This window comes from Nocardia sp. NBC_01388, assembly GCF_045040085.1.
Lineage (GTDB): Bacteria > Actinomycetota > Actinomycetes > Mycobacteriales > Mycobacteriaceae > Nocardia.
Map to the genome: position 1 here is coordinate 4,643,682 of NZ_CP109553.1, position 18,146 is coordinate 4,661,827.

Here is an 18,146-nt window from a genome sequence, read left to right on the forward strand (position 1 = left end):
CCTGAGACGCATATGACCGACCTACCTCGGTACGAGATCGAGGACCTGCTGCGCGAACTCGCGCCGCAGGTGCTCGGCGTGCTGACTCGGCGCTACGGCGATTTCGACACCGCCGAGGACGCGCTGCAGGAGGCCATGCTGGCGGCCGCGACCCAGTGGCCCGTCGCGGGGCGGCCGGAGAATCCGCGCGGCTGGCTGATCCAGGTGGCGCAGCGGCGACTGGTCGACACCGTGCGGGCCGAGGTGGCGCGGCGCAATCGCGAAACCGCCACCGCGCTGCGGGAAGTCGCGACGCCGGTCGATCTGTCCGACGGACTGGAGGATCGAGACGACACGCTCACACTGTTCTTCCTGTGCTGCCATCCGGTGCTCTCCCCCGCGAGTGCGATCGCGCTGACGCTGCGGGCGGTCGGCGGGCTCACCACCGATGAGATCGCCCGCGCCTTCCTGCTGCCGGAAGCGACTATGGCGCAACGCATCTCGCGCGCCAAGAAGCGGCTGGCAGCCGTGGATCGCCCCTTCACCCTGCCCGGCGCCGAAAGCCCTGCGGCCCTGGACGAATCCGGGTATCCGGAGGAATGGCGGGATCGGGTCGGGGCGGTTCTGCACGTGCTGTACCTGATCTTCACCGAGGGGCACAGCACCACCGGCTCCGCGCTGCGCCGCAATGATCTTTCCGCGGAAGCGATCCGGCTGGCCCGCGCGCTGCACCGACTGCTGCCGGAGAACTCCGAGGTCACCGGCCTGCTGGCGCTGCTACTGCTCACCGATGGGCGGCGTGCGGCTCGGTCCGGGCCGCGCGGTGAACTCATCCCGCTCGCCGAGCAGGAGCGCGGCCGCTGGCAGCGCGCCACCATGTTAGAGGGCATCCGGCTGGTGACCACCACGCTCCCCGCCGGACTCACCGGGCCCTACCAGATCCAGGCGGCCATCGCGGCGCTGCACGCCCAGGCCCGGCATGCCGAGGACACCGAGTGGGATCGAATCCTCCTGCTGTACAGCCGACTCGAACGCCTCACGCCCAATCCCATGGTCACCCTCAACCGCGCCGTCGCCCTCGCCATGGTCCACGGTCCGCAGGCCGGCCTCGATCTCGCCGATACTCTGGACGACACCCTGAAGGGCTCGCACCGCCTCGAAGCCGTCCGCGGCCACCTCCACGAAATGGCAGGCGACCGGCCCGCCGCCATCGCCGCCTATACCGCCGCCGCGCGCCGCACCACCAGCCTCCCCGAACGCGAGTACCTGACACTGCGCGCGGCTCGCCTCCGCAAGCCCTGATCTGTTCGGCTGCCCAGCCTCAGCCCTTGCTGACCGTGTGAATCCCGGCCAAAAGCCTGGCAGGCACGCCGACGGGTTCGCAGGACGCGGGCGCGTCTGCGGGACGCCGACAGGCGGGCGGCCCCAAGTTGACCAGGGGCGGGCGGCAGGCGCGCTCGGTACGGTGGAAGTGTGGCGACGCATCTGACGCACTGGGGAACATTCGAATCCGTCAGTGACGGAGAGAGACTCACGGCGGTGCGGCCGTGGCGTGGCGATCCGGAGCCGATGCCGCTGATCGAGAATGTCGCTTCGGCGCAGCATCATCGGACCCGGATCGCGCAACCGCATGTACGTAAGGGCTGGCTGGACCATGGTCCAGGTGCGCCGGGGCGCGGTGACGACCCGTTTGTGCCGGTGTCGTGGGAGACGGCGCTCGAGTTGCTGTCGGGTGAGCTGCGGCGAGTGTATGACGAGCACGGCGCGGAGGCGGTGTACGGCGGCTCGTACGGCTGGGCCAGTGCCGGCCGGTTCCATCATGCGCAGAGTCAGGTGCACCGGTTTCTCAATTGCCTGGGCGGTTACGTCCGGCATGTCAACAGCTACAGCATGGGCACCTCGAACGTGCTGATGCCGCATATCCTCGGCGAATTGCACTGGATGATCGGTCATTCCACCACCAAGACAGTGATCGCCGAGCACACCGAACTGGTGGTGGCCTTCGGCGGGCTGTCCCCGAAGAACAGCGCCGTGACACCCGGTGGAGTATCGCGGCATCACAGCCGCGGATGGGTCTCGGCGGCTCACGCCCGCGGGTGCCGCTTCATCTCGGTCGGACCCCTGCGCGATGACATCACCGCCGAGGCGGATGCGGAATGGCTGGCGCCGCGGCCCGGCACCGATGCGGCGCTGATGCTGGCGCTGGCTCAGATTCTCGACGCGGAAGAGTTGGCGGACAAGCCCTTTCTGGACAAGTACACGGTGGGATTCGAACGCTTCGCGGAATACCTGCGGGGCCGGACCGACGGTGTGGTCAAGAATGCGCAGTGGGCCGAACAGATCACCGGCATACCGGCCGAGCGCATCCGCGCGCTCGCACACGAGATGGCAGGCGCACGCACCCTGGTCACCGTGAGCTGGTCGCTACAGCGGGCACACCACGGCGAACAGCCGGTATGGGCAGGCCTGGCGCTGGCAGCCATGCTCGGCCAGATCGGCCTACCCGGTGGCGGTTTCGGTCACGGGTACGGCTCGGCGGGCATGGTGGGTGAGCCGGCCCGCGGGTTGTCGATTCCCCGTTTTCCACAGGGCCACAATCGCATCGAGACGTTCATCCCAGTCGCACGCATCGCCGATATGCTGCTGGAACCCGGTACGCCGTACGAATACAACGGCCTGCACCTGCGGTATCCCGATATCCGCCTGGTGTATTGGGCGGGCGGCAATCCGTTCCATCACCACCAGGATCTGGCCCGGCTGCGCACCGCCTTCGCCCGGCCCGACACGATTGTCGTGCACGACGCGTTCTGGACGGCCACCACCCGCCATGCCGATATCGTGCTCCCGGCGACCATGACGATCGAACGCGACGATTTCGGCGCGGGCGAGAACGATCCGCTGTTCGTGCCGATGCCCGCCCTGACCCGTCCGCACGGCCAGGCCCGCGACGATTACGCGATCTTCGCCGAACTCTCCGAAAAGCTGGGTTTCGCAAAGGAATTCACCGAGGGACGCACCGCCCAGGAGTGGCTGCGCCACCTCTACGACGAGTGGCGACCCGAGGGGCTGCCGGACTTCGACACCTTCTGGGCGGGCGAGGGAATCGAACTTCCGGTGGCGGCCGAGCAGGTGCTGTTCGCCGACTTCCGCGCCGATCCCGAACAGCATCCGCTCACCACCCCGACCGGTCGCATAGAGATCTTCTCCGAAACCATCGACAGTTTCGGCTATTCCGACTGTCCTGGCCATCCGGTCTGGCTGGAACCTGCGGAGTGGCTGGGCGGTCCTGCGTCGCAAAGATTCCCGCTGCAATTGATCGCCAACCAGCCGCGCTCGAAACTGCACAGCCAGCTCGATGTCGGCGCACACAGTCAGTCCACGAAAATCGCTGGGCGCGAACCGGTCCGGCTACATCCGCAGGACGCGGCCGCGCGCGGGCTGCGCGCTGGTGACATTGTGCGGATCGTCAATGATCGCGGTTCCTGTCTGGCCGGTCTGATCCTCGACGATGCGGTACGACCGGGTGTGGCCCAGTTGTCCACCGGCGCGTGGTACGACCCGGACCCGGACGATGCGAGTTTCTGCCGCCACGGCAATCCGAATGTGCTGACGGCGGACCGCCCTTCGTCGACCTTGAGCCAGGGTTGCACCGGGCAGCTGACTCTCGTCGAGATCCAGGCCCATCGCGGCGAAGTCCCGGAACTGGCTGTCAGCCGCCCGCCCGCGACGGCATGAGACGCGGGGCCGGCGCCACGGTCGAGGTGCGAAAGGCATTGGGGCTCATGGTCTTCGGCGCCGACCAGACCGATCCTCAGCATGCGCTTGCCCGCGTCCCCGCCTGATGCCACGACTTGTTCATCGCTCGCACGACGAAATCGGCTGCTATGCCGTGCGCGGGGGTGCGTGTGACTACAGGGAGATGCCGGTCCAGGGGTTGCCGGTGATGAGTTCGTAAGCCTGCATGTACTTCTGGCGGGTGACGTCGATGATGTCGGCGGGGACATCGGGGCCGGGATATTCCTTGTTCCAGCCGGTGGAGACCGACCAATCGCGGACGTACTGCTTATCGAAGGAGGCCTGGGGACGGCCGGGCTCGTAGTCGTCGGCAGGCCAGAAGCGCGAGGAATCGGAGGTGAGGACCTCATCGCCGAGCGTGAGAACGTCACCGTCCCAGCCGAATTCGACCTTGGTGTCGGCAATGATGACACCGCGCCCGGCGGCGTGCTCGGCGCCTCGGGAGTACACCGCGAGGGTCAGATCGCGCAGCTGCTCGGCGACCTCGCGGCCCTCCTGGCTCACCACATCGGCGAAGGAGATCGGCTCGTCGTGGCCCTCATCGGCCTTGGTGGTGGGGGTGAAGAGCGGTTCGGGCAGCTTGTCGCCGTCCCGCAGGCCGGGCGGCAGCGCGATACCGGACACCGTGCCGCTGCGCTTGTACTCGGCCAGGCCACCGCCGGTCAGATAACCGCGGGCGATGCACTCGACCTTCAGCATCTTCAGCGGCTTCACGCGCACCCCGCGACCCGCGAACTCGGCGGGCACATCGGTGGTGGAGAGAATGTGATTGGGGACATCACCGAAGAAGTCGAACCACCAGTTCGACAGCTGGGTGAGCATCGCCCCCTTTTCCGGAATCGGAGTGGGCAGCACCACGTCGAAGACCGACACCCGGTCCGAGGCGACCAGGATCAGCGAATCGCCGTCCTCGTACAGGTCGCGCACCTTACCGGCGTGGATGTGCTTCAACTGTCCTCCTCATACTGGGATTGCTGCCGCCGCACAGCCTACCGACGGGGGTTCGCCGCCTCGCACCCTGGCAGACCCCTGCCCGGTGTGGCCGCCATCCGATCGCCCGGCGTGGCATTCTGGGCAAGGTCGCGCCCCGAGCCCGGCGGTGAGCGGAGAATTGGTCGGTCCGCTCGACCCGCCGGTACGGGCGCACGGCAGCGGGCAGCGTGGCCCGCGGCACCGCGGTTCGCCGCAACGCACAGTTCTCTTCAGAGCGAAGGAGCCCCCTTGTCCGCACCGAATCTCACCCGCGAGCAGGCGATCGAACGCGCAGCAACGGTCCAGGTGGAGAACTACCGCGTCGAATTGGATTTGACCGGACAACCCACCAGCGCCGAGGCCGCGACGAGTGATCGCTTCTTCTCACGTTCCACGGTGACGTTCACGGCGACACCGGGCGGACAGACCTTCATCGACTTCGTGGGCGCGGGCCTCCGCTCTGCCGTCCTGAACGGCGCCCCCGTCGACGTCAGCGCGTACGACGAGTCGAAGGGCCTGACGCTCACCGGCCTGGCCGCGCGCAATGAGCTGGTCATCGAGGCCGACGCCGAGTACTCGCACACCGGCGAGGGCCTGCACCGGTTCGTCGATCCCACCGACAACAAGGTGTACCTGTACTCACAGTTCGAAACCGCCGATGCCAAGCGCATGTTCGCCTGCTTCGACCAGCCGGACCTCAAGGCGACCTTCGACATGATCGTCAGCGCGCCGTCGGACTGGGAGGTCATCTCCAATGGCGCGGGCATCGCGACCCGCACCGTCGGCGCCGTGGTCGAGCACACCTTCGCCACCACGCCGCGTATGAGCACCTATCTGGTGGCGCTCATCGCCGGGCCGTACGCCAAATGGACCGACAGCTTCAGCGACGAGCACGGCGAGATCCCGCTGGGGCTGTACTGCCGCGCGTCGCTGGCCGAATACATGGACCACGAACGGCTTTTCACCGAGACCAAGCAGGGTTTCGGCTTCTATCACACCAATTTCGGTGTGCCGTACGCCTTCGGCAAGTACGACCAGCTGTTCGTCCCCGAATTCAATGCGGGCGCAATGGAAAACGCGGGCGCAGTCACCTTCCTCGAGGATTATGTCTTCCGCTCCAAGGTGACTCGCGCCTCGTACGAGCGCCGCTGCGAGACGGTGCTGCACGAAATGGCGCACATGTGGTTCGGTGACCTGGTCACCATGAAGTGGTGGGACGACCTGTGGTTGAACGAATCGTTCGCCACCTTCGCCTCGGTGCTCTGCCAGGTCGGCGCGACCGAATACACCAATGCCTGGACCACTTTCGCCAATGTGGAGAAGTCCTGGGCGTACCGGCAGGATCAGCTGCCCTCCACCCACCCGATCGCCGCCGACATCCCGGACCTGCACGCGGTCGAGGTGAACTTCGACGGAATCACCTATGCCAAGGGCGCTTCGGTGCTCAAGCAGCTGGTCGCCTATGTCGGCCAGGAGCCGTTCCTGGCGGGTCTGCGCGACTACTTCACCCAGCACGCCTACGGCAACGCCACTTTCGACGATCTGGTCGGCGCGCTGGAGAAGGCATCCGGTCGCGATCTGTCCGACTGGGGTGCGCAGTGGCTCAAGACCACCGGCCTGAACATCCTGCGCCCGGAGTTCGAGGTGGATGCCGAGGGCAAGTACAGCTCCTTCACCGTCATTCAGGACGGCGCGGCGCCGGGCGCGGGTGAGCGTCGGACGCATCGCCTGGCCATCGGCGTCTACGACGATCAGGACGGAAAGCTGGTGCGCACCAAGCGCATCGAGCTGGATGTGAACCCGACCGAGCGCACCGAGGTGCCCGGGCTGGTCGGCGTCGCACAGGGCAAACTGGTGCTGGTCAACGATGACGACCTCACCTACTGCTCGGTGCGCCTGGATGCCGGATCCCTCGATACCGTGCTCGACCGCATCGCCGATATCGCCGAACCGCTCCCCCGCACCCTGGCCTGGTCGGCCGCATGGGAAATGACCCGGCAGGCCGAGATGCGGGCCCGCGATTTCGTGGCGCTGGTGCAGCGCGGCGTCGGCGCGGAGACCGAAATCGGTGTGGTGCAGCGCCTTCTCATGCAGGCGCACACCGCACTGTCCTCCTACGCCGACCCGAACTGGGCCACCGACACCGGCTGGCCCGAATTCGCCGACCGCCTGCTGCAGCTGGCCCGGGCCGCCGCACCCGGCTCCGATGAGCAGCTGGCATTCGCCAACGCGCTCACCGGCGCGCACCTGTCGGTCCGCCACATCGAGGCGCTGCGCCAGGTCCTCGACGGTGATGCCGATGCCGCCGGGCTCCCCGGCCTGGAGGTCGACACCGACCTGCGCTGGCGGCTCATCCAGTCCCTCGCCGCGAATGGCGATATCGATGCCGATGGCATCGAAACCCCGGTCATCGACGCCGAATTGGAGCGCGACCCGACCGCCGCCGGCCGCCGCCAGGCCGCTGCCGCCGCCACCGCGCGCCCGCAGATCCCGGTCAAGGCCAAGGCCTGGGCAACGGTCATGGAAGACGACTCCGTCCCCAATATCACCGCCCGCGCCATCGTCGCCGGCTTCGCGCCGGTGGGCCAATCCCACCTGCTCACGCCGTACGTCGAACGCTACTTCGCCGAAATCGCCTCGGTCTGGGAGCGGCGCTCCAGTGAGGTCGCACAGACCGTAGTCGTCGGCCTGTACCCGCACTGGTCCATCACCGAAGAGGCAGTAGCCGTAGCCGACAAGTTCCTCGCCGACGACCACCCGCCGGCCCTGCGCCGCCTCGTGGTCGAAGGCAAGGCCGGCATCGAACGCTCCCTCCGCGCCCGCGCCTTCGACAAGCAGTAACCCACCCGCAGCCCCTCCACCCGTCACGGCAGGGCTGCGGCCTTCGGTCGAACAGAACAAGCCCGTGTCCCATCCGAACAGCCCTCACAGGGGTTGCGCGGACAGGACACGGGCTGTTGCATTCCGGCCGACCCCCTGCACGCGGACGCAGCGCGCCGAGGGGCCGGACGCAGCATTCGCGCCGACGGCACAGCGCGTGTCATATCGGCACAGCGTTGAGAGGCGTTGTGCGGCACGGACATGGGCTGTGCGGGGGCGCGCTGCTGTGGGCAGATCCGCTGTGGGCAGCGCCGGGGGAAACTGGGATGGGAGTGCGGCACCGTGGGGGCATGGCACAAGACGACAAGGCGCCGATGTTCAACTGGCGCACTAGGGAACAGCTGTTCAGCCGGCGGATTCTGGTGCTGGACGGGCCACTCGATGATGACAATGGGGCACTGCTCATGACGCAGATGCTGCAATTGGCGGCGGAGGATTCCGAGGCGGGGATCTCGCTGTGGATTCACTCACCGGGCGGATCGGTGCCCGCCATGCTGGCCATCCGCGATGTGATGCGGCTGGTGCCCTGTGAGGTGTCGACGCTGGCGCTCGGATTAGCTTGCAGCGCAGGGCAATTCCTGCTCTCGTCCGGGACCGCGGGGCGGCGGTTCGCGCTGCCGCACGCCCGGATTCTCATGCATCAGGGGTCGGCGGGCATCGGCGGCAGTGCGGTCGAGGTGGAGGTGCAGGCCGATGATCTGCGCTACACCGTGCAGACCGTGCTCGGGCTGATCGCCGAGGACACGGGACAGCCCTTCGACCAGGTCTACGAGGATTCGCTGCACGACAGGTGGTTCACCGCAGCGCAGGCGCAGGAGTACGGGTTCATCGACGGGATCGTCGAATCCTTCTGGCAGATCGTTCCGCAACGGCACAGGGTGGGGATCTCGCAATGACCAGCTACACGATTCCGAATGTCATCGCTCAGCATCCGCGCGGCGAACGCATCATGGACGTCTACTCGCATCTGCTGGCCGAGCGCATCGTGTACCTCGGCACCCCGATCGATTCCGGGGTGGCCAATGCCCTCATCGCGCAGCTGCTGCATCTGGACGCCGACAGCCCGGGCCAGGAGATCAACCTCTACATCAATTGCGAGGGCGGCGAACTCACCTCCATGCTCGCGGTCTACGACACCATCCAGCACATCTCGTCCCCGGTCGCGACGACCTGCGTAGGCCAGGCGATCGCCGTCGGCGCGGTGTTGCTGGCAGGTGGCGCGAAAGGCCGCCGCACCATGCTCCCGCACGCCCGCGTCGTTCTGCACCAGCCCGCGATCAGCGGCCGCGGCACCATCCCCGACCTGATTCTCCAGGCCGACGAGGTGGTCCGCCTCCGCGCCGAAGTCGAAGCAATCCTCTCCAACCACACCGGCAAACCCCTCGAGGACCTCCGCCGCGACACCGACCGCGACCGCGTCCTCACCGCCCAGGCCGCCCTCGCCTACGGCCTCATCGACCGAATCCTCGACCCCCGAGACTGATTCATCGCTGAGCAGTCGTTCGCCCGGCACACGCTGTCCAGTCAGAGCCGGACGCACACCATTTACCGGAGAGCCAGACGGCAGACGATCTCGTCCCGGCAAGGTTCTTCTCGTCATCCCGGCATGTTTTCGGCCGGGATCTACGCCACCGCGATGGATCCTGGCCAAAGCGCGCCGGGATGGCAGGGGCGGCCGGCACCGACATCGGGGTGCGCGGCAACCGGGGACTGACGGAAAGGTCAGGCGGCCAGCATGACCGGGCCCGTGATGCGCTGGGGGGCCGGGACCGCCATGCGCCGGGGAGACGAGCTGGTGAGGGCGAGGCTCTGCCGGTGCAGGGCCGCGGCCACCTGGGCGGTGAGGTCGGCGAGGGTGGTGCCGAGAGCGCCGGCCAGGGCGGCGATCATCTCGCTGGAGGGTTCCTTGCGGCCGCGCTCGACCTCGGAGAGGTACTGGGGTGAGATGCCCGCGCGGGCAGCGGTTTCGGTGAGCTTCTCGCCCTGGTCCTGCCGCAGGGTGCGCAATCGCGCGCCGAGCGCCTCGCGCCACAGCGGCTCACGAGCGGCCGAGGGCGCGGTGCGGGAGCCGGGACGGGCCAGCGGCTCGCGAACCGGGTGCGGCCGTGGCGCATCGGTGCGATCGGCACGTCCACCGGGAATCGAATGAAGGCGCGGCTGCTCGGACATGGTCCGAGCGTAAGGCGGCAGGCCCGCGCGCGGCGCACCGTTCTGCTCAGAGCGGAAAACGGCGCACCGTCGCGGCGCCTGTGGGGTGTTTAGACGCGGCCGATGGCGGCGGCCATGACGCGCACCGCGGACACCAGTCCGTCGATGAGCTCGCCCTGGCGGAAGGAGCTCAGCGCGGCGGTCGCACCGAGCTGGCAGACCCGATCGTTCGCACGCTCGGCAACGTCGGCGCCGGAACGCACCTCGATGGCCTTGGCGTTCGGATCGACGGCGATGAGCACCGAACGGGTGGACTCGGGCGTCGCCGGGAAGACGGCGTCCGCTCCCGCGCCGGAATCCGCGCCCAGATCGCCGATGTAGATGTTGAACCGCACCTTGGTGGCACGGGTGGCGTCGGTCAGCGCATTGTCCATGAGCAGCCGCTCATGGTCGCTGAACGGCACCTCGCTGAACACATCGCCGGCCTCGTGCACACCGGAGACGCGACCGCTGGTGGTGACGGCATAACCGTGGGGTAGGTCGGCCTCGTTCACCGCAGGCCAATTAGAACTTGCCACTTGCCCGGCCTCCGATCAGGTCCGCCGCGGCGGATTCGATAGCAGCATGATTGCCATGCGCCGACTCAGCATCGTGGTGCCTGGCACCGGTCACCTCGTCGGTAGCGCTCCACAGCACCGGAGGCTGGGTCCACTTCGCACCGAGTTCGTAGTGGTCCGGCTTCTTGCCGGGCAGCGGGCTGCCGAGGAACGACAATCCGGCGATCACCAGATAGATCGCCACCGGGATGCCGACATAGATCAGCACTGTCTGGAGAATGCTCACGGCTCAACGTTAATGGATGCCCGGATCGTCCATGCCGACTGGTAACCGTGCGCGCGCACGTGTCGTCGGAATCCTTACTGAATCAGCCATGCCGCGGAGTTCGCCGGAAGTTTTCCAGCGGTAATCGGAGTGCTCGTCAGCAGCACCTCACCCGCGGGCAGAGTTATCGGCGCATCGGTCGCGTTGAGCACGCACAACAACCCGCCGTCCCGCCGGAAAGCCAGGCAGCCGGGCGGACTTCCGTACCACTCCAGCCCTGGTCCGCCGAATTCCGGCCGCACCGACCGCAATTCGATAGCCATCCGATACAGCGAAAGCATGGAGTCCAATCTCTCCAGCTGTTTCTCCACCGTCGCCGTCGCCCACCACGCCGGCATGGGCAACCACGGACGCCCCGTGGTGAAGCCGAACGGTGGCTGCTCGCCCTCCCACGGCAGCGGCACCCGGCAGCCGTCCCGGCCCCGCTCGGTATGCCCGGAACGCTCCCAGGTCGGATCCTGCAGCGCCGCCTCGGGCAGATCGTCGATATTCGGCAGCCCCAATTCCGCGCCGTTGTAGATGAATACGGCGCCCGGCAGCGCCAACTCCAGCATGATCATGGCCCGCGCCCGCGCCTGCCCGATATCGCCGCCCCCGTAGCGGGTGACCTCGCGCTCGATATCGTGATTGGACAGTGTCCAGGTCGGACTGGCGCCGACCGCCGCGACCGCGCGCAGCGAATTATCCACGGCGTCACGGATTCTGCCGGGATGGAAAGGCGTCTCGGCCAATCGGAAATTGAACGCCAGATGTAGCTCGTCGGGGCGGACATAGTCGCCGAATCTGGTGTTGTCGTCGACCCACACCTCGCCGATGGATACCGCGATCGGAAACTCGTCCATGACAGTGCGCAGGCGCCTGTGGATTTCGTGCACGGCCGGGTTGTTGAAGCGCGGATCATTGTCGTCGTGCACCACCAGATGGGTATCGTCGACAGGGCGCTGCGGTACTTCCATATCCGGTAGACCAGCGGGTTTGGCCATACCGTGCGCGACATCGATACGGAATCCGTCGATACCGCGGCGCAGCCAGAAACGCATGGTCTGCTCGAAATCGGCGGGCACATCCGGGTTCTCCCAGTTCAAATCCGGCTGTTCCGGGGCGAAAATATGCAGATACCACTGCCCGGGTCTGCCGTCGGCCTCGGTGATGCGGGTCCAGGCCGGGCCGCCGAAGATACTGGGCCAATTGTTCGGCGGCGCACTGCCATCCGCGCCCCGGCCGTCGCGGAAGTAATACCGGTCGCGCTCCGGACTGCCCGGCCCGGCGGCCAGCGCGGCCACGAACCACGCATGCTGATCGCTGGTGTGATTGGGCACCAAATCCATCGTGACCCGTATATGCCGGTGGTGCGCCTCGTCGATCAGCTCGTCCATGGTCCGCAGGCCGCCGAAGAGCGGATCGATATCGCGCGGGTCGGCCACGTCGTAGCCGCCGTCCGCCATGGGCGAGCGCATGACCGGGCAAATCCACAGCGCATCCACCCCCAGCAATTCCAGATATCCGAGCTTTTCCCGCAATCCGGGCAGGTCACCGATGCCGTCGCCGTCGGAGTCCGCGAAGGATCGGGGGTAGACCTGATAGAACACAGCGGATCGCCACCACGGCGCCGGGAGGGGCGCGGGGCCTGGCACGGCAGGTTGCACAGCGCCGGGCAGGGCGGCGGAGTTGTCGGTCACAGCCGTAATGGTGCCAAAGCATGACGCTGTCGGTATGCCCGACGGCGACACTTGTCCAGATTCAGCAAATGATCAGCGGGCGATTGGTCGGACCGGAAAGGCTCTGGGGGCCTACAGCTTCTGCGAAACGAATTCAGATGGGCGAGTTCATGAGCGAATTGGCGGCCATCTCCAGATAGTCGAGCAGCTGCCTGCGGTGCTGGTCATCGAGGACGGCGGGCTCGATTTCGGCCACCGCGATGTGCATGGCGCGCAGCCAGGCGTCCCGCTCGATCGGGCCGATGGTGAACGGATGGTGCCGCATGCGCAGCCGCGGATGGCCGCGCTCCTCGCCGTAGGTGCGCGGGCCGCCCCAGTACTGCTCGAGGAACATACGCAGCCGCCGCTCGGCCGGACCCAGGTCCGCTTCGGGGTAGAGCGGGCGCAGCACCTCGTCCGCCGCCACCTCGCGATAAAACGCAGCAACCAGCCGCTGGAAGGTCTCGGCCCCGCCCACGGCGTCGTAAAAAGATGTTGTCGTTTGCTCGCCCGAAGTCACGGTGTCTATCTTGCCTCCGCTTCGCTCCGGCTGGTTCGCGGCCCCGAAGTCTCGGTCTTCCCTCCTCCGTTCCTCCGCTTCGCTCCCCCACTCCGTCAGTCCAGACCGAGACGGCCGCGAACCCCTGGCGTGCGGTGCTCGAGGGTCGTTCCGGTGGGCGTTTCATACCGTCACGCATCGTTCATCCGTTTGTGCCCGACAATGTGCGAAATCACCGTGCAATGTGCGCGATTCCATGGTCAACTGGGTGGCAGTCTGCCGAGATACCACACCATCGGACGAACATGAACGCGGGGTAGGCCCATGAAGCAGCGGCACAGCGCCCGGCACGAGGCGCGCACTCATCGACAACTCCAGCCCGCCGACGTCCACAATCGTGGGTCGGGGGCTACTCCGCTGCACATCTTGTCCGACTACCACTCGGGCGCCCATGCTGACCACACGCATCAGCCGCCCGAAGCCCCGCCCGGCATGAGCTGGTCGAAGAGCCGCGTTCTGCTACTGAACGCCACTTACGAACCCCTCACCGCGCTCTCCGCGCGCCGCGCGGTCGTGCTCCTGATCTGTGACAAAGCCCAGACCGTGCACGACAATCCCGAAGGCCCGGTTGTGCACTCCGCCGGCACCTCGGTCGCACTCCCCTCGGTGATTCGACTACGTAATTACGTGCACGTCCCCTATCGCGCCCGCGTGCCCATGACCCGCGCCGCGCTCATGCATCGCGATCGATATCGCTGCGCCTACTGCGGCGGCAAGGCCGAAACCATCGACCATGTGATTCCGCGCAGTCGTGGTGGCCCGCACACCTGGGAAAATTGCGTCGCCTCCTGTGCGCCGTGCAATCACCGCAAGGCAGACAAGATGCTCAGCGAGCTGGGCTGGACCCTGCACCATCAGCTGGTATCGCCCAAGGGCCCGCACTGGCGATTGCTCACTGCCAGTTCGGAATTGGATCCCACCTGGCTGCAGTACCTCGGCGAGGGTGCGGCCTAGCCCCGCCCGGCGCCCCTCGCGTCATTCTCCGTTCGGCAGACCGGCCTCGGCGGCAAGCACCCCGAGCGCACGCTGGAATGCGGCGCGTTCGGCTGCCGTCAGCCCCGCGGTGAGCTCCCCGTCGAGATCCCGTGCGGCCCTTTCACATTTGCGCAGCAACTCCCGGCCGTGATCGGTCAGGGTGAGCACCTGCCTGCGCCGGTCCGCGGGATCACGCACCCGCTCGATGGCTCCGAGCCGCTCCAGATGATCGGCCAAGGCCACCACCAGGCTGGGCGCGACGCCGAGCAGGGCCGCCAATTCCTGCTGTGACGCGGCCTGTCCGATGCTGAGCGCGGTCAGCACCCCGGCGTGTTTGGGCTTGAGGTCGTAGGACTCGATCCGCGCGGCGAACCGGTCGGTGACCGCCGAGCCGAGCGTGCCGAGTCGAAATGCGACCGTTCCGGGGAGCCCGCTCGACTTCTTGACATCGTTCACGGGTCCGATGATACTTGCCTCAAAATAATTCAGACCGTGAACGATTTAGAGAGAGAATTAAATGGACGCCTACGTCGCCATCGCCCTCGCCAATGCCGCCGTCGCCCTGATTTCGGGAGTGTCCAGCGTGGTGGGCATGCTCCGACCAACACTCGCCGTACCGGGCGGCGGGCCGGCAACACCCGGCACGATGTTCTTCGCATATGCGTACGGCGCTCGCGCGGTGCCCTTGAGCCTGATCACGCTGGCACTGCTGGCCATGGGCACGCGCAGTGAACTGGCCCCGATCCTGGCGGTGGCGGGGCTGGCCCAGATCGGCGACGGAGCCATCGGGGCGAGCCGCCGGAACTGGCCGATGGCGGCCACCTGCGCCGTCCTCGCCGCCGTGCACCTCTACTCCGCCTGGTGGGTAGCGGGTCAGTGAAAGCGGCTGGGAATCAAGAGGATTCGAGCGCCAGGGTCAGCTGTACTCACTGACGAGCAGCGCCCACGTGCCGGGAACCAGCGCCTCGAAAACGTGGGGCATATCACCGGGGTAGCAGATGTAGTCGCCGGGCTGCAATTCCACGGGAGCATCGGCGGGACCGGCCTTGGCGAGGCCGGCGCCCAGCACAATGTGCTCGACCACGCCGCGACTGTGCGGATCGGAGTCGCGCGGATGGCCGGGTTCGGCGGTAATGCGGTAGATATCCCGCCGAGCCGTGGGCGGGGATGCAGCCAGCAGCGTGGTCCGGTACTCCGATTGCGAGGAGGCGAGCTGCGCGCCTTCACCCGCCCGGATCACCTGCACCGCCGGGCGCGGCGGATCGAGCAGTCGCGAGAACGGAATGTCGAGCGCGGTGCACAGCGCCCACAGGGTTTCGATGCTCGGATTGCCCGCGCCCGACTCTAGTTGCGACAGTGTGGATTTCGCGATCCCGGCGCGGCGCGCGACCTCGGTGAGCGAGAGCCCGGAGCGGGCGCGTTCACGGCGCAGGGCGGCGGCTATCGCCTCCTGCGGGGATGCGGACGAGGAGCTGTCGGACACGGTCATATCGGATTCACACAGTACCCGGCGGGACCGCCACCCCTTTGACTAACCGGGCGACATGCGTTCAATATAGACAACATGCGTTCGATATGGCGAACACTGGATCGGGGTGCTCTCACCGGTATTGCGGCGATCTGCCTGGCAGTCGCCATGATCGGCGTCTCCTACGGCGCCACCACCGTCACCTCCGGATTTCCGACCTGGCTACCCATTCTGCTCAGTGTGGCCGTGGTCGCGGGCGGCTCGGAGTTCGTCTTCATCGGCATTCTGACCGCGGGCGGCAGTCTGGTCGCCGCGGTGCTGGCCGGGCTGCTGGTCAATGCGCGGCACCTCCCCTACGGGCTCTCCGTACCCGATGTGGTCGGCACCGGGTGGCGGCGGCTGCTCGGCACGCATGTCATGAACGATGAATCCGTTGCCATGGCGCTGGCCCAGCCCGACCGTCCGCGCCGCCGGGCCGCCTATTGGCTGTGCGGCCTCGCCGTACTGACGGCGTGGCCGGTGGGAGCGGCGGTGGGTGCGGCGCTCGGCTCGGTCGTGCCGAATCCCAGCGCCTTCGGGCTGGATGCGGTCTTCCCCGCGGTGCTGGTCACGCTTGTGCTCCCGGCCCTGCGCGAACCCCTCACCCGCACAGCCGCTCTCGCCGGTGCTGCCGTCGCGGCGGTGACAACGCCGTTCCTCGGAGCCGGGCTGCCGGTACTGCTGGCGCTGACCGCGGTGCTGCTGGTCGTCCGGCGCGCCGGTGCCGCCGAAAGCGTCCCCGCGAATGCCGTAGAGGCCGCGTAGATGACGAGCACACTCCTCGCCGGTGTCTGCGCACTTGCCGTGGGCACCTTCGCATTCCGATTCGCGGGACCCGCACTGCGCAAACGCGTGCAGATTTCGCCGCGGACGATCAAGCTGCTGGAGATCGCCTCCATTGTGCTGCTGACCGCACTGGCCGTCACCACGCTCATGCCCTCCGGCAGCGGCAAGATCGGATTCGCGCTCCCCGCAGGGGTTCTCGTCGCCGCGGTGCTGGCCTGGCGGCGCGCGCCACTATTGCTGGTAATTCTCGCCGCCGCCGTGGTCACCGCCGGATTGCGAATGCTCGGCGTGCACTGAGCGAAGTGCTCGGTCCCGCAACAGCTCCGCGAAAATGGGCGCTACTTGACGCAGGGAATGCCGTCCGCATCCATATTGGACAGATCGGTGGGAGCGGGCGCCTTGCTGCCGGTCGCGGTGGCCGACACCGGAGGCGGCGGCGGTGCGGTGGTCGTGGTGGCGGTCGTGCTGTCATCGGTCGACTTGGCCAGATCGGCGATCGGCCCCGAGCTGGTCAGATCGGTTCCGATGGTCAGCTGCACCGTCCCCGAGTCCACCGAGGTCGACTTGGTCGCGGTGATGCCGAGCTTGTCGGCGAGTCCCGACGCCGCGGCATCGGCGCCACGACCGTAGGTGATGGTGCTGTTGCTGAGATTCGCGCCGGTCTCCACCGTGCCGCGGGTGAATCCCAAGGCGGTGAAGGAATCCGCGACGCGAGCGGCCAGGCCTGTGGTGCCGGTGCTGTTCACCACGTTCAGCGTGACCCCGGCGGCCGCGGCGATATTGGTGGGCGTGGCCGATGTTGTCGTCGTGCTCGTGGTTGTGCCCGAACCGGATCCGCTGAGCAGATTGTGCGCGATGGCCCGAATCTCGCTGACATCGACGATATTGATGTCCTCACCCGCGTCGTCGGTACCGAAGTCCTTGACCGGCAGCGTGAACAGCGATATTCCGCCCGAGGTCAGCGCGGACGCGTGCTGAGCGAACGACGCCAGATCCAGCTTGTCGTCGATCGCGATGTTCTGCTTGGCCACATTCAGCAGATCGCGTAGTCGGCTCGGATTCGACATGGCCCCGGAGCTCTGCAGGCTGTGCATGAGCGACACGATGAACGCCTGCTGCCGCCGGGTGCGATCGAGATCGGTGAAATTGAGATCCGGGTCCGGATCACGGCGCTGCCGCACGAAGGCCATGGCCTGCGAGGCGTCGATATCCTGCTTGCCCTTTTTGAAGTCGGCGCCGGAGAAACTATCGGAGGTGTTCTCGTTCAGGCAGACCGTGATCGGCTGCACCACCTGCGCGAGCTGGAAGAACGCCACCAGCGTCACCTCGACGAAATGGTCGACCGTCACACCGCCGAGAAAGGCTCGCACGGTATCGATCTCGGCCTTGCGGCCCACCTCGCGAGCCTGCTGCTCGAGGTCCAGGTCTTTGACGCCGGCGGCCTCCAGCTTGGTCTTGGCCAGGTCGTAGGCCAGGCCGTACGCCTGCTTGATCTTGCCCTTGCACGGCGCCTGGGCGCATGCGGCGGTCGCCAGCTGCACATAGTCGTCGCGGGGAATGGAGATGCCGGTCGCCTTCGAGCCGTCACCCGGAATGTGGATCAGGATCAGCACATTCGAGTTGTAGCCGCCGACGCTGTCATCGCCGGCGTGCAGCGCGTCGTACATGTCCTGCGGCAGTGGCTTTCCCTGCTCGTCGAGGCGACTGTCCAGCCCCATGATGAGGATGTTCTGATCCTTGCCGTCCGACTTCGGCGCGTCACCCAGGGCGCCCGAGGTGGTCACGCCCGCGACGACATCGTGGTACCCGCGCCACGCCGCTCCGGTTCCGATCACCACGACCAGTGCCAGCAGTGCCACAAACACGCGGCCTGCCAATCGAAGCCGGCGCTCGGAGGTACTGCGGGGCGCGCTCGTACGGCGAGATCGGGTGGGTTGACGGCGCGGCGCGGGTTTGCGAGCGTGTC

General features: G+C 67.2%; 18 protein-coding genes. 9 read left to right on the forward strand and 9 right to left on the reverse strand.

The genetic code is table 11. The features are described 5' to 3' along the window. The first annotated feature begins 12 nt into the window (after window positions 1–12). On the forward strand, window positions 13–1,281 hold the full coding sequence (locus OG716_RS22875) for an RNA polymerase sigma factor (RefSeq protein WP_405132813.1): 1,269 nt from the start codon (window positions 13–15) through the stop codon (window positions 1,279–1,281). 171 nt (window positions 1,282–1,452) lie between these two features. Further along, window positions 1,453–3,714, forward strand: coding sequence for a molybdopterin-dependent oxidoreductase (locus tag OG716_RS22880; protein WP_405132814.1), 2,262 nt, complete (start codon window positions 1,453–1,455; stop codon window positions 3,712–3,714). 174 nt (window positions 3,715–3,888) lie between these two features. Here the strand turns inward: OG716_RS22880 and OG716_RS22885 are convergent, their stop codons facing one another. Then, window positions 3,889–4,725 (reverse strand): phosphoribosylaminoimidazolesuccinocarboxamide synthase, encoded by an 837-nt coding sequence (locus OG716_RS22885; RefSeq protein ID WP_405132815.1) that lies wholly within the window; start codon window positions 4,723–4,725, stop codon window positions 3,889–3,891. A 270-nt stretch (window positions 4,726–4,995) separates the two neighbouring features. Here OG716_RS22885 and pepN point away from each other — a divergent pair, with 270 nt between their 5' ends. The 3 genes from pepN (at window position 4,996) to OG716_RS22900 (ending at window position 9,109) form a co-directional block, all read left to right on the forward strand. Continuing rightward, window positions 4,996–7,587 (forward strand): aminopeptidase N, encoded by a 2,592-nt coding sequence (pepN, locus tag OG716_RS22890; RefSeq protein WP_405132816.1) that lies wholly within the window; start codon window positions 4,996–4,998, stop codon window positions 7,585–7,587. Between the two features lie 329 nt (window positions 7,588–7,916). After that, the gene (locus OG716_RS22895) at window positions 7,917–8,522 is read left to right on the forward strand and encodes an ATP-dependent Clp protease proteolytic subunit (protein WP_327144403.1); all 606 of its coding nucleotides are present in this window, start codon (window positions 7,917–7,919) and stop codon (window positions 8,520–8,522) included. Then, window positions 8,519–9,109, forward strand: a complete 591-nt coding sequence (locus OG716_RS22900) for a ClpP family protease (RefSeq protein WP_405132817.1) — start codon at window positions 8,519–8,521, stop codon at window positions 9,107–9,109. Before OG716_RS22895 ends, OG716_RS22900 begins: the two co-directional genes overlap by 4 nt. 239 nt (window positions 9,110–9,348) lie before the next feature. Here OG716_RS22900 and OG716_RS22905 read toward each other — a convergent pair whose 3' ends face one another. The 5 genes from OG716_RS22905 to OG716_RS22925 all read right to left on the reverse strand — a co-directional run bounded on the left by OG716_RS22905 (window position 9,349) and on the right by OG716_RS22925 (window position 12,873). Beyond that, window positions 9,349–9,795 (reverse strand): helix-turn-helix domain-containing protein, encoded by a 447-nt coding sequence (locus tag OG716_RS22905; RefSeq protein ID WP_405132818.1) that lies wholly within the window; start codon window positions 9,793–9,795, stop codon window positions 9,349–9,351. 89 nt (window positions 9,796–9,884) lie between these two features. Further along, on the reverse strand, window positions 9,885–10,352 hold the full coding sequence (locus tag OG716_RS22910; RefSeq protein WP_355123180.1) for a DUF5130 domain-containing protein: 468 nt from the start codon (window positions 10,350–10,352) through the stop codon (window positions 9,885–9,887). Continuing rightward, window positions 10,339–10,617: a hypothetical protein gene (locus OG716_RS22915; protein ID WP_405132819.1), complete on the reverse strand. Its 279-nt coding sequence runs from the start codon at window positions 10,615–10,617 to the stop codon at window positions 10,339–10,341. The genes OG716_RS22910 and OG716_RS22915 overlap by 14 nt, the downstream gene beginning before the upstream one ends. A gap of 74 nt (window positions 10,618–10,691) precedes the next feature. Beyond that, window positions 10,692–12,302: a glycoside hydrolase family 13 protein gene (locus OG716_RS22920; RefSeq protein ID WP_405139849.1), complete on the reverse strand. Its 1,611-nt coding sequence runs from the start codon at window positions 12,300–12,302 to the stop codon at window positions 10,692–10,694. Between the two features lie 166 nt (window positions 12,303–12,468). Next, complete coding sequence (locus tag OG716_RS22925; protein ID WP_405132820.1) at window positions 12,469–12,873, reverse strand: globin; 405 nt, start codon at window positions 12,871–12,873, stop codon at window positions 12,469–12,471. 303 nt (window positions 12,874–13,176) lie between these two features. Here OG716_RS22925 and OG716_RS22930 point away from each other — a divergent pair, with 303 nt between their 5' ends. Beyond that, the gene (locus tag OG716_RS22930; RefSeq protein WP_405132821.1) at window positions 13,177–13,866 is read left to right on the forward strand and encodes an HNH endonuclease; all 690 of its coding nucleotides are present in this window, start codon (window positions 13,177–13,179) and stop codon (window positions 13,864–13,866) included. A gap of 21 nt (window positions 13,867–13,887) precedes the next feature. On the opposite strand, the gene OG716_RS22935 is transcribed toward OG716_RS22930, so the two are convergent. Further along, window positions 13,888–14,343 carry a MarR family winged helix-turn-helix transcriptional regulator gene (locus tag OG716_RS22935; protein ID WP_405132822.1) on the reverse strand — a complete coding sequence of 152 codons (456 nt, stop codon included), beginning with the start codon at window positions 14,341–14,343 and terminating at the stop codon, window positions 13,888–13,890. Window positions 14,344–14,404: 61 nt separating this feature from the next. On the opposite strand from OG716_RS22935, the gene OG716_RS22940 reads away from it, so the two are divergent. Next, window positions 14,405–14,767, forward strand: a complete 363-nt coding sequence (locus OG716_RS22940) for a hypothetical protein (protein WP_405132823.1) — start codon at window positions 14,405–14,407, stop codon at window positions 14,765–14,767. A 36-nt stretch (window positions 14,768–14,803) separates the two neighbouring features. Here the strand turns inward: OG716_RS22940 and OG716_RS22945 are convergent, their stop codons facing one another. Then, on the reverse strand, window positions 14,804–15,376 hold the full coding sequence (locus OG716_RS22945) for an XRE family transcriptional regulator (RefSeq protein ID WP_327144396.1): 573 nt from the start codon (window positions 15,374–15,376) through the stop codon (window positions 14,804–14,806). 75 nt (window positions 15,377–15,451) lie between these two features. On the opposite strand from OG716_RS22945, the gene OG716_RS22950 reads away from it, so the two are divergent. Together OG716_RS22950 and OG716_RS22955 are read left to right on the forward strand one after the other, a co-directional pair. Then, window positions 15,452–16,159, forward strand: coding sequence for an AzlC family ABC transporter permease (locus tag OG716_RS22950; RefSeq protein WP_355123175.1), 708 nt, complete (start codon window positions 15,452–15,454; stop codon window positions 16,157–16,159). Beyond that, window positions 16,160–16,477, forward strand: a complete 318-nt coding sequence (locus tag OG716_RS22955; protein ID WP_327144394.1) for an AzlD domain-containing protein — start codon at window positions 16,160–16,162, stop codon at window positions 16,475–16,477. It abuts the gene before it with no gap. Window positions 16,478–16,518: 41 nt separating this feature from the next. Here OG716_RS22955 and OG716_RS22960 read toward each other — a convergent pair whose 3' ends face one another. Beyond that, the gene (locus tag OG716_RS22960; RefSeq protein ID WP_405132824.1) at window positions 16,519–18,039 is read right to left on the reverse strand and encodes an LCP family protein; all 1,521 of its coding nucleotides are present in this window, start codon (window positions 18,037–18,039) and stop codon (window positions 16,519–16,521) included. Between the last annotated feature and the right edge of the window lie 107 nt (window positions 18,040–18,146).

Coding starts and splice junctions, on each gene's coding strand:
- OG716_RS22875 (WP_405132813.1), top strand. CDS start 13: ATGACCGACCTACCTCGGTACGAGATCGAGGACCTGCTGCGCGAACTC.
- OG716_RS22895 (WP_327144403.1), top strand. CDS start 7,917: ATGGCACAAGACGACAAGGCGCCGATGTTCAACTGGCGCACTAGGGAA.
- OG716_RS22900 (WP_405132817.1), top strand. CDS start 8,519: ATGACCAGCTACACGATTCCGAATGTCATCGCTCAGCATCCGCGCGGC.
- OG716_RS22905 (WP_405132818.1), bottom strand. CDS start 9,795: ATGTCCGAGCAGCCGCGCCTTCATTCGATTCCCGGTGGACGTGCCGAT.
- OG716_RS22930 (WP_405132821.1), top strand. CDS start 13,177: ATGAAGCAGCGGCACAGCGCCCGGCACGAGGCGCGCACTCATCGACAA.
- OG716_RS22940 (WP_405132823.1), top strand. CDS start 14,405: ATGGACGCCTACGTCGCCATCGCCCTCGCCAATGCCGCCGTCGCCCTG.
- OG716_RS22945 (WP_327144396.1), bottom strand. CDS start 15,376: ATGACCGTGTCCGACAGCTCCTCGTCCGCATCCCCGCAGGAGGCGATA.
- OG716_RS22950 (WP_355123175.1), top strand. CDS start 15,452: ATGCGTTCGATATGGCGAACACTGGATCGGGGTGCTCTCACCGGTATT.
- OG716_RS22955 (WP_327144394.1), top strand. CDS start 16,160: ATGACGAGCACACTCCTCGCCGGTGTCTGCGCACTTGCCGTGGGCACC.